This window comes from Flavimaricola marinus, from assembly GCF_900184895.1.
In the GTDB taxonomy this organism is placed as follows: Bacteria; Pseudomonadota; Alphaproteobacteria; order Rhodobacterales; family Rhodobacteraceae; genus Flavimaricola; species Flavimaricola marinus.
Genome location: NZ_FXZK01000029.1, coordinates 1 through 10,650, shown reverse-complemented (window position 1 = coordinate 10,650; position 10,650 = coordinate 1). Strand labels below are relative to the sequence as shown.

The following is a 10,650-nucleotide window of genomic DNA, read 5'->3' as shown; positions in this document are numbered from 1 at the left end:
GCCCGCCTGGTGTTCCTCCAAAATGCCGATGATCTGCGCTTCGCTGAACCGGCTTCTCTTCATCGTCTGTCTCCTCAGTTGGAGAACAGGCTAACATCAAATCAAGAACTTCTCAGGGGAGCAGGTCGGCACCTTACTACTCCTACGACACGCAGTAAGGGCGGAATGTGTGAATTCGCTGCATACGCGAGGTGAGGCAGGGTCAGCTGCGAGAGCCGACATTCGAACAACTTCGGATCGCGGGTACTTGCCGCAGCGCGGAAAGCCGGTCGGAGCCCAAATCGTCCGATGCAGCAATTTGTGCGAATGACCGGTTTTGGCAGGCAAACATAACGCCTTCCAATGTTCAGGTCCATTGCGGACATTTGTCGGGCCTTGCGCTGATGCAAGTTGCTTCTCAAAGCAAGATACTCAGGCATCTTTTGGCATCGCATAGCGACGGATGACGGAAGAGCCGACAAAACTGAAGTTCATCGCGCGCCAGAACGAACTGGGGGGCCGCCAAGATACCGGGACCAGAAAATTTAAGAGGTAGTTTGCGAAGCAATTGTGAAACCGATATTGAGGGAGGCCAAGCTCAGCCATTTCGGTAAACGCAACCAAAGTACTCAAATACCCAATACTATGCGGTTCGATCCACGAACTTTGCCTCAAACAATCTTGGATACCGGGCGGGAATCGAAGTCTTTCGCCACTTTTGCCATCTTGCTTTGCACAACTTGTCATCGATGATAGTCTCAAGCAGTCTGCAAGCCTCGTCGATCATCCCATTGTCATGTAAGAGCATTGATAATCCTGATTGAAAGCTGGGCCACGCGGCGGTTGGAACGATTGATCGCCAGCTTTCCCAAGCAACACTGCATTCTTCTAGCGACCAGTTCCTAAAGCCCAAGGCCGCCTTGGTCACGTCCGCAGCGGTCCAACGCTTTTCGACTTGAAACCCAACCATCGTTCCATCGTCGACGATATGGGCCGGAGTTTGGAAAGCGGCCATATCTGCCAACACCGCGGGAATTTCAAAGGATGCCGGATGCAAGAAATCCTGCCAGGCGATAATTGTATGCCCCGGGATGACTTTGTCAGCCACTCCGTTCATGACAGCGAAAATATCTGCAGCACGTTTTGGCGCATCCAGTATAAGTAATTCTATATTGTCGGCATCGAACTCGATATTCTCGATCTTGGATCTGCGTGCGTCGATCAGGTCGGAATAATCCGCGACGTTGTCGAGGAAGTCCTGCATAAAATCATCGCCGGCCTCAAGTGTCCTTGGCGACTTGGCCTTACTTGACCAATTGGCACCACCAGCCCACTGGAAATGGTCATAGCACACAAGTTTATTTGCCAGCCGATTGCTGGAAAGACCCGCAGCCAAATGTAGGGTGCTTTTGCCCAACCACGTCCCGATTTCGATCGCGGCTCCTCGCCCAGTATACAGATTGGACCCGAGCCAATAGAGGTATTGACCTTCTTCTCGTTTTATCATTCCCGGAACGTCAGGAATATCGGGCAATTCTACATCTCCGAATCCACGTTTCAATAGCGTCATGTCCGCGGTGGACTTGATATTTTCAGATGAAGTCATTTTTCTTGTCCGATCATCTTGTCGGCTGCACTACGACAAGAGCCTGTGCCCGCAACTTATTCCGGATCAAGACAGCCGCACGCAGCAGGACGCAGCACTAAGACAGCCATCCGGCCTTGCCGTAGTATGGCGTGCTAATTGAAACACGTGCAAGCCGATTTCAGGGACACACACCCAAGGACAAAGAGATCGCTAGTTGCTAGCAGTCTCGAATGGCTGGGCGACAGCAAAGTCGGATGCGTAGTTGTGGCCAGATGCCGCGAGACAACTAACACCTTCAGGGATTGTGATTACAAGTGTCCAGCTGCCGGTTTGAAAAGACGCGTAGATCTCGACAATCTGGCCTGCCTGATTGGTTCCAACCCTCTGTTGGGTTTCACCAAAGCGATCTGCAAGTACTTGGCGCACATCAGCATGGGATGAGCAATTGGGCCGTGCAGCCGCAACCTGTGGATGTGAAAGCGCGATTGCGCAAGTGACTGAAAGAAGCGGATATCGATAGAAAGGGTTGGGCATACGGGATGCTCCTCAACGGGTTTTTCGCAGCAGATTTTCCCCGTTTTTCTATATTGTCAGGTGTTAACTCTCACCGAACTCAGCCGCACATTAACAATGGCTTTTGAGGTAAATTTTGAGTACGTGTTGTGTTGGTGAAGCTGATTTCGCCCAAATGTTGGTTAACACGGAGGCTTCAGCAGGGCGTGCACATTGAGGGTCTGCGGGGGCGAGTTGGATAATGATGCATCATGGTTTCTTTACTTTGTTGATGACCGCAGCCGTGGCTTCCGCTTCAGGAACTGCTGCCCAGCAATCCTCAACTATTGACGAGCAACTTGCTCAAAACATTGACCTTCGTGATGCCCGGTTCGGGGCCTGTTTCCGCTTGCCTATCTGCGAAGTGGATGGACTGAGAATTCTGGCATGGCATCGCCATTCCGATTGGGAAGACTGGCATGCAGCTTTCTTGCATTGGGATCCGATAGATGGAATCGGAGTTTTGGAAGGCGGTCAGGACGATGAGATTGACTACAACGAACGAATCATTATCGAATTTCCCCACCAACAGAACGTCTATGGTATCTGGCTGAGCGACCTCTTTATCAACGAAGGCAAACACTATGCTGCCAACGCGACAGCAAACGAAACGCAGGTCATTGCCGATAGCGCAGAGATAGCGGGCTTCGAGTTCAGGTTGAACGGCAACGTGGAGCGCAGGCTGAGTGTGTCTGGCAATCTGGATTTGCCGGACTTTTCGTTTAACCAGCGTGTTGCTCCGGATGTTTTCAGCGAAGGTGGTGACCTTCGGCAGCGGCTGGTTTTCAGGGACGGTGAAATTCTTGTTTTGTCAGCATCACTCAACAGTCGCGGAGATCGTCAGTTGCTATCAACCGTGCCTGTTACCGAACTCGACCCTGAAAAACAGGGCCTTTTCGCGGGTCAGGACGGCGTTGAATACGACATCAGTGCTCTGATGTCAGATGGTCTGGAATTCATGCTGGAGGACGACAATCACCGCAACATCGATCGCATCAACGCCATCCTCGAAGACCAGACGATGTTGATGCAGATCAGCAGTGAGGCGCGGATTGCGCGGACAACGGGGAGTATCCCCAATGGTGAGGTTCTAGCGTCATGGGACGAGCCTGTTGCAGCGACGTCCGTGATGTTCCACGCGCTTGCCGGAACCAGCAATGACTTCTCGATTGCCGGCATAATGATTTCCGGTGCAAGCCAATGAACCGTATCTGGAGATTTTTCGGCAATACCTTGATCGTTTCGGCGCTGATGTCCCGTGCGGCGGCGGCAATGGGTATTGTCGAGCCTGCTCGAATTGATGACGATATCTGGCGTAATCTTCGCAAGGAAATCGAACTGGAACGCGTGCCGCTTGCACTGGATGCCGACCTTGGCGATGCGCTGGTATCGGCATTGGAAGCCGGCGGTGACCTGCACGAAACGATTCTGATTTCCTACCGGATTTTACCGGAAAACAAATGGCAATCGCTTGACGATTTCTGGCAAGACCAGAGAGTGATTCAAACTAGCGCAAGTGGCATTCAGGCGTTTGTCGACGTTCGCACATCAGTTTCCGGTTCGGCCGGAGTGACGCCGGACGAGCTGTATGAGAACTGGATTTTGCGCGCGCACCACAAGCCGGGTCACTATGACAACGGCGGCGGCAACGACTAACTGTCAGTCTCGCAATCGAGCAAGGCAGAACAGGTTCTGTGTTAGGAAATCCCGATCCGTCAAATAGGGATACCGTCGCCGGATTTCGTCTGTCAGGCGGTTCACACCGGTATCGGGGCGCGAGGGAATTTCTTCGCTCACTTCAATCTCGAAATATTTTTCAGTAATGGCGATGATTTCATCCAGTCTGATCCGGTTGAGGCCGCGGGCGATATAGTGCTCTGGGGCAGGATCGTATTCGACGTGGCCCCAATCAATCATGTCCCTTTGCTTCGGGTCGCTCGTGTCAATCTTGCCAACTTTTTTCGGTGGCAGATGATGGCCATTCCAGCAGTAGAAGTTATGATGGTTGTACAAGATCTTTCCGCCCTTTCGCAGGCGGATCGCAATATCGGCAAAAATCTCGTCTAGTTGATGCAGATGTTCGGTGACATTGTGCAGCGTCGCCATATCAAATCGGCGTACCTTGTCCGTATCGCCAACAGCCTGCGGCGACACATGCCATGGTTCGATAAGCGCGGAAATCTGATTTGGCGTCCAGCCGAACGGATCTTTTGTTCGTGCCGTCAGGTTCTTTACACGGTCAACATCTGGCTTCACAATCGGATCGAGTCCAAGGTAGGACTTCGCACCGGCGACAAGATAGCCGATTCCGTGAAGCCCGGGCCCACATCCAACATCAAGGACGTCTTTCCCTGCGACGATCTCGCGGACCTTGCTGGGCCAGTTCAGATAACCGTAGTCATACGCCCGCTCGATGATGTCAGGTCGATAAGAAGCACTGCGCCACGCATTGGCCGCGTTGTTCAGCCAATACCCGCGTTGAGCCAGTGCCGCGCTTTTGTGAAACGCGACGGGCAGCTTCGCCTTGGGAGCCTGAGAGTGATGGACTTCCACGATTTCGGAAAAATTGGTCAAACCATCATCATCATTTGTCAATTTATGCAAAACCGGTTCGATCTTGTCCCAAACCCGAAGAAGTTTGGTGTTCGGTTTCATCTTGGAGAGTTCGTTGATCGCCAATGTCCATGCATTGCGCCGTGCGGCATCGACGGCCGCATAGAAACGGAACCCGTGATCTGCGTGCAAGTGTACGGCCTTTTCGATCGGGTTGCCGGACATAGGTAGCGGCGCCTCAGAGTCGATCTCTTCAAATCGGCTGGAACGTGGGCCCTTGGATAGGCGCAGAACCGTCAAAGACGCTTCTACTGTTTGTTCGGGAATGCTCAGCACACCTTCGGAGGCCAGTAGGGCGACATAATTCGCCATGTCCGTGTAAAGCGGGCTCAGGCCATGCTTGAGCAGGATCTCCCCGTCGTCGTTCAGATACGGCAGGACGCTTTGGAGGCACAGCTTCAACATCTTCGCGGATTTGGGGGCGTCGATGACAACAACGTCGATTGCCCCGCTTTCCCACGTAAACGTTTCGAAGTCGCAACTGTGGATTGTTACGCTTTGACCGAAACCTGCGATGATCGTTTCATAATAGGGGCGGAAACTCTCGCCCGGTTCGATTTTCTTGGGGACTTTCTTGGCGTGGTGTTTGGTCCATTTGAAGTTATCGACGACATGCAGGTTCGTGATATCCGCTATGGCTGTGCTAATCGCCCCGAGCCAGGGGCCAAGTTCTACGGTCACGCTATCTGATCCGTGGTCAGAAACGATACGCCGGATGCTGTCAATATCTGCTGCAGTGACCATTTTCGGAGGAGGTGAATTTTTCGGCTTGGTCAACTTAATCACCTAAACTAGCAAGCGGTTTCGATCTTGTATAATAACGAACTACGCCTCTCTATCACGGAAGTCTTCATGGTCTCAATATCAGTCGCGGGTGCACGTAAGGAGGTTCTCCATCTCACCAAAAAGCGTGATTTCCTAGGAGCGTACCGGTTTCTGGTTTCCAATGGCTTTTCGATAGAGGTAAATCCCGCGTTATGGACCCTTTTGGCGCGACGCTGTGCCGATCTTGGCGCCACAACTCTTGCCAGCGATCTCTTTCGTGCGTTGTGGGAAGTCGGTGTTGTGACACAGGATGCGGCACTCACTCTTGCAAACGTGGCGATAAGACAAGACAACCTGCAAGACGCCGAGACGATGTTAACCAGTGTCTTCGGAGATTACCCCGATGACATTGAGGCGCGACTGCTGCTTGCACATGCATGTGCCGACGACAATCCTGATCGGGCGCTTGAACTGATCCGCAAGGACACAATGCGGAGGGCCGATGGCGCGCTTCTGGCTGTTGATATCCTGCGCCGCACCGAACGTCTGGAAGAAGCCCTCAAGACCGCAGAAAGAGTCCAAGCGAAGTTTGTCGATGATCCGCGCTTTGATATCCGGATTGCACGTATACGTGAATCCCTCTCCGACTGGCCCAAAGCACTCGAGACGTGGGAGCAAGTCGCCATCTCGGGCGGCACCACTGAGTTCACCGCGCGATCGAACCAGGTCCGGTTGTTGTTGCGGATGGAGCGCGGCGAACAGGCCCAGGCGATCGCAGCCGAGTTGCTACGGCAGGAAGCGCGGCTATCCGAAAAGGTGCTGTTGGCGGCGAACCTCGGGTCGTTTGGGCTGGTCACATCGCTCTTGCAGACGGGGTTTCTGGACTGGCGGCGTAATCCGAACGACTTTGAGGATTGGACCGAAGTATACCGCATCCTGTTAGACCACGGGATGGTTGGTGCATCGGTCTGGCTTCAATCCCATGGCGTTCCAGCCCCGCGATCAATAAAGGACGTTGTCGAAATAGCCCTCTCAGACGAAGAACGACGGCGGATTGGCCGGGGAACTTTCTCGTCTGCTATCACGAACCGGGCGCCGGAGATGTTTCTGGATCGGATTTCCATTGACAGGTCTGCCGCGGGATATCGGCCGGCTACCGCCGACAAGATCCTGATCATCAACGCCACCCTCGCCGCTGGCGGTGCCGAGCGGCAATTGCTGGCGCTTTGTACCGCGATAATCGAAGCGGGATATGACGCCGCTAATCTGCATTTGGGATTCTTTTCGTTGAGTGCGGATAGGGGCCATGACCATTTCTTGAACGAACTGACCGCGTTTGGTCTCAACATCCATCGACTGGCAGGCTTTGGCGCGGAAACCTGTGTACTCTCGGAGCAAGACCAGGCAAGAATCGCGTTGTTTCCAAGGCAATTGCGGAGCGACATCATTCAAACGGCAGGCCTTGTGCAGCGCATCAAGCCAAACGTGCTGCATGGGTGGCAAGACCGATCCGCCCTGGCCTGTGGTTGGGTCGGCCTGACAAACAACGTCGACCGCGTCGTCCTGAGCGCGCGAAACATGCAACCGAAAAAGAGGGGCATGATGCAGCGCTATGCAGCACCACTGTTTCAGGCCTTCAATCGGGACAGCAGAGTGAGGCTGACCGCCAATGCCAGTGCCTGCGCCAAGGATTATGAAAAGTGGCTTGGCCTGTCGGACGGGGCAGTACAGACTTTGCAAAACGGGATACGAACAGACACTTTCAGATCGGTACTTGGCCGTCGCCACCGGAACCGCCAAGCGACCGAAATTATGATCGGTGGGGTGTTTCGTCTAGCTGCAAACAAGCGCCCTTTACTTTGGCTGCAAACGCTTGCGGAGTTGCGTGCCATTAGCCCGGTCAAGATCAAGGCCCGATTGATTGGCCGCGGCCCGTTTCGCGACGACATTCTGGCTTTGGCAAAAGTGTTGGGGTTCAATGACCTGCAGATGGAAGATTCACTAAACAGTGCGGAGGAGATTTACGGCCCGATGGATGTATTGCTGCTGATGTCGCGTGTTGAAGGCTTGCCAAACGTGATTCTTGAAGCCCATGCAACTGGCCTGCCTGTTGCAGCTTGCAATGTCGGCGGAGTAGCAGAAGCATTGTGTCAGGAACACCCAAGCAGTGGGCTTCTGCTACCAAGCGATCCAAGCGCTCGACAAGCTGCGTTTATGTTGAATGAGTGGCTTCCAGAGGCTGTTAACGGCGCGGCAGACGTGCGCCAGAATTTTGTTGAGAACCGCTTTGGAATGGCCGCACTCGCGTCGGCGACGCGGGGACTATATGGAAACGGAGTAGAAGACTCTTGACTCCGAACATGCAAAATGGCGTCCCTTTGACCGGTCTTGTTTGTGACGATGTTGACGCCGTTGCCCAACTGATTGGGGGCCAATTGCGCTCCAACGGTGAAAGGTTCGTTTCCGGGCGTGATGCGTTCACCATATGCGAAGTCGCAAGTCGATTGATTGTGACATCTCAAGATATCTTCCTTTCGGATCTCAAGCGATTCCAGACAACAGACAAGCCCGTGGATTTGGTCATCAGGCGGCCCCGCTTCGGCGAGACGGATTCCGATTGGGAGACCAATCTTAACCTCATCAAACATATTCTGGCGCGCGAGCGCCGCCCGGAGCTTCGCCTTTTGGCAGTCACTGAGGCCGCGGCCCAAGAGATTGACACCCTTTTGGGGTTTCCAGTTGAAGGCCTTGCTTTGCTGCCGGCTGTCGCGCCGCAAACCAGCCAAGCCCTGGTAGAGGGTCGTATCGTGCGCCTGCCCAAAACATCCGGTACCGACACCATGCCTCTGGCCGACGTGAATTGGTGGCGCCTGCGCAAAACTGCATCGTTTACCTGTGCACCCAATTCGCCGTTGGATGTTCAGGATTTGGTCGCCTTTGCAACACCCGAAGGCAAACCCGAAATTCCAAAGACGGGCCAGTCGAATGCCTTTCTCTTCGTGGTTTCCAACGGGGTCGGGTTGGGCCATCTGACAAGGCTACTTGCTGTCGCAAAACAGCTAAAGGGCCGCGTCCTTTTCTGGAGCTACTCACAGGCGGCACAATTGATCGAGGAACAGGGGTTTCCAGTAGTTGTACGCATGACCGCAGAACATCTGGGCGCGTCAGTAGACAGCTGGAACGCCTGGGAAGCTGCTGACATTACGGCCTTTGTTGGCGAGAACTCGATCAATGCCATCGTCTATGACGGCAGTAGCCCTCCCAAGGGGATACTGGACGCGCTGGTTCGTCCTGAATTGGGGGATACAGATTTCATCTGGCTAAGGCGTGGAATGTGGCATCAAGAGGCAGACACGTATCCTTTATCAAAAACCCATCATTGCAGTCTCGTCATAGAACCACGGGACCTAGCACATGCCGCGGATGTTGGGCCAACAAGGACAATCACACCGGCGCACTTGGGCAGTTGTAAATTTCTGCAGGTCCCTCCCGTCGTTGCGACACGACTCGATGAATTGCTTTCAAGGCGTAAAGCAAGATCGGCATTGAACCACTGGTCATTTCGGCCCTTGTGTTTGCTCAATTTAGGTGGGGAAAGTCTTGCCGATCATGCTCCGCTCTTGGCGTTGATCAAACGGCTGGCCGCGAAAGAGAAAATACGGTTTCTTTGGCTTCGCTCTCCTTTCTCGTCCACAAGCGCACCAGCAACAGGAACCGTTCAGCAGCTACGTAAATTCCCGATTGCACCGTTGTTGAACGCATTTGACGGGATCATCACGGCCGCCGGGTATAATAGTTTCCACGAGGTCCTGACGCTGAGCCGCGCGCCCGTCCTATTTGCACCCAATCGGAACGCACGCCTTGACGATCAATATGCCCGCGCGACTTTTGCAGTCGACCAAGGCTGGGCTCAAATGATTGACCCTGAGGATGTCAAATCCAGCGAAATGCAAATAAAAGAATTTTTGGGCCTCGTCGGCAAAAAGACGATCTCTCGCGATGCACTATCAATCGGAGATGGTGCTTCCAACATTGCTAACGCAATCACGGATTTCGCGCAAGGATACGATGGGGACGCGTGGTGAGTGACTTCGGCAAAGGGCACATTGAGACCGCGCGGGCGAATCTACTCTTAAAGATCAGCAACGAGCGAAAGCTCGGCGCCGAACGGCTTGCCAAACACGAGTATCGTACGCTGATGGCAGAACTGGAAAGGGAGGAATTCCTTTTCCCGAATGGGAACGATCAACCGCCCGATCAGAAGGGGTTTCGAAGTCCTGATCCCGCCGTCCACAATGCAATGCACGCCGGGCTTGCTCCCCTTTCAATTCCGTTGGGCTCAATCGCGACCTTTGACCAACCCGGGAATCTACCAGGCATTGGTTTGTTGATCTCGGACGCACATTCGGACACCGTGAAACGCGCACTTATCAGCTTCTTTGATGAACATCATAGCCGACCATTTTGCCGACCATTGTTCCTGGTCAAACGGCTGGAAATCTTGCCCTTCTTCCGCCGATTTGAACTGGCTGCGTATGCTGAACAATTGGGATGGAACAAAAGGACCCTAAAGCTCGTAAGTCAACGCCACAACCTCGATCAAATTCGTGATTTGATCGACGGTACCAGAATCCACCAGTCACAAAATTTGAATGCCGTGTCATCAGGCGTGAAATATTGAGGCAATTGACCGCACGACATCGTAAAGGATGGGAGTAAAGTTGTCCCTAGTAGCGTCATGGCATTTTTGATTTACCGCATACCCGCAACGGGGTCGCTTCAGGCTTTGTTCAACATCTTTCAATGTTGTTGTTATTGTCTGTTCGCTATGACGAACACCGGCCTAATTGGCGGGCTTGTTACATTGATCAATATGACTGCCTCTCCCAGAGATTGGGAACTATGCAAGCGTTTCGATGGGCCACTGCGTGCTAGTGTCAGGACCCATAAATCGGCTTGAGGCCGCCCGGCCTGCGTGAATCAAGCTCCCGAACTGACGGGGGTGATGATGAGCAACCTTTTCTGACTGACCGACGAGCAGATTGAGCGGTTGAAGCCGTTCTTTCCGAAGAGCCATGGCAAGCCGCGTGTTGATGATTTGCGCGTGTTGAGCGGCATAATTTTCATCAATCGCAATGGCTTGCGTTGGTGCG

Annotated in this window: 7 protein-coding genes and 1 pseudogene; 6 read left to right on the top strand and 2 right to left on the bottom strand. The window is 53.5% G+C overall.

Annotated elements, in window-relative coordinates:
• Positions 1-622: 622 nt before the first annotated feature.
• Positions 623-1,585, bottom strand: coding sequence for a class I SAM-dependent methyltransferase (locus LOM8899_RS22595; RefSeq protein WP_093994487.1), 963 nt, complete (start codon positions 1,583-1,585; stop codon positions 623-625).
• A gap of 736 nt (positions 1,586-2,321) precedes the next feature.
• Between LOM8899_RS22595 and LOM8899_RS22590 the strand changes: the two genes are divergently transcribed.
• Positions 2,322-3,323 (top strand): hypothetical protein, encoded by a 1,002-nt coding sequence (locus tag LOM8899_RS22590; protein WP_093994486.1) that lies wholly within the window; start codon positions 2,322-2,324, stop codon positions 3,321-3,323.
• Positions 3,320-3,775 carry a hypothetical protein gene (locus LOM8899_RS22585; RefSeq protein ID WP_093994485.1) on the top strand — a complete coding sequence of 152 codons (456 nt, stop codon included), beginning with the start codon at positions 3,320-3,322 and terminating at the stop codon, positions 3,773-3,775. The genes LOM8899_RS22590 and LOM8899_RS22585 overlap by 4 nt, the downstream gene beginning before the upstream one ends.
• Before the next feature lie 3 nt (positions 3,776-3,778).
• Here LOM8899_RS22585 and LOM8899_RS22580 read toward each other — a convergent pair whose 3' ends face one another.
• Complete coding sequence (locus LOM8899_RS22580; RefSeq protein ID WP_133065101.1) at positions 3,779-5,509, bottom strand: class I SAM-dependent methyltransferase; 1,731 nt, start codon at positions 5,507-5,509, stop codon at positions 3,779-3,781.
• Positions 5,510-5,584: 75 nt separating this feature from the next.
• On the opposite strand from LOM8899_RS22580, the gene LOM8899_RS22575 reads away from it, so the two are divergent.
• The 4 genes and pseudogenes from LOM8899_RS22575 to LOM8899_RS22560 form a co-directional block, all read left to right on the top strand.
• A complete protein-coding gene (locus tag LOM8899_RS22575) occupies positions 5,585-7,849 on the top strand; it encodes a glycosyltransferase (RefSeq protein WP_093994483.1) in 2,265 nt (754 codons plus the stop codon).
• Complete coding sequence (locus tag LOM8899_RS22570) at positions 7,846-9,582, top strand: glycosyltransferase family protein (protein ID WP_133065100.1); 1,737 nt, start codon at positions 7,846-7,848, stop codon at positions 9,580-9,582. The genes LOM8899_RS22575 and LOM8899_RS22570 overlap by 4 nt, the downstream gene beginning before the upstream one ends.
• The gene (locus LOM8899_RS22565) at positions 9,579-10,178 is read left to right on the top strand and encodes a hypothetical protein (RefSeq protein WP_133065099.1); all 600 of its coding nucleotides are present in this window, start codon (positions 9,579-9,581) and stop codon (positions 10,176-10,178) included. The genes LOM8899_RS22570 and LOM8899_RS22565 overlap by 4 nt, the downstream gene beginning before the upstream one ends.
• 345 nt (positions 10,179-10,523) lie before the next feature.
• A pseudogene (locus LOM8899_RS22560) lies at positions 10,524-10,650 on the top strand (IS5/IS1182 family transposase); the annotation flags it as partial.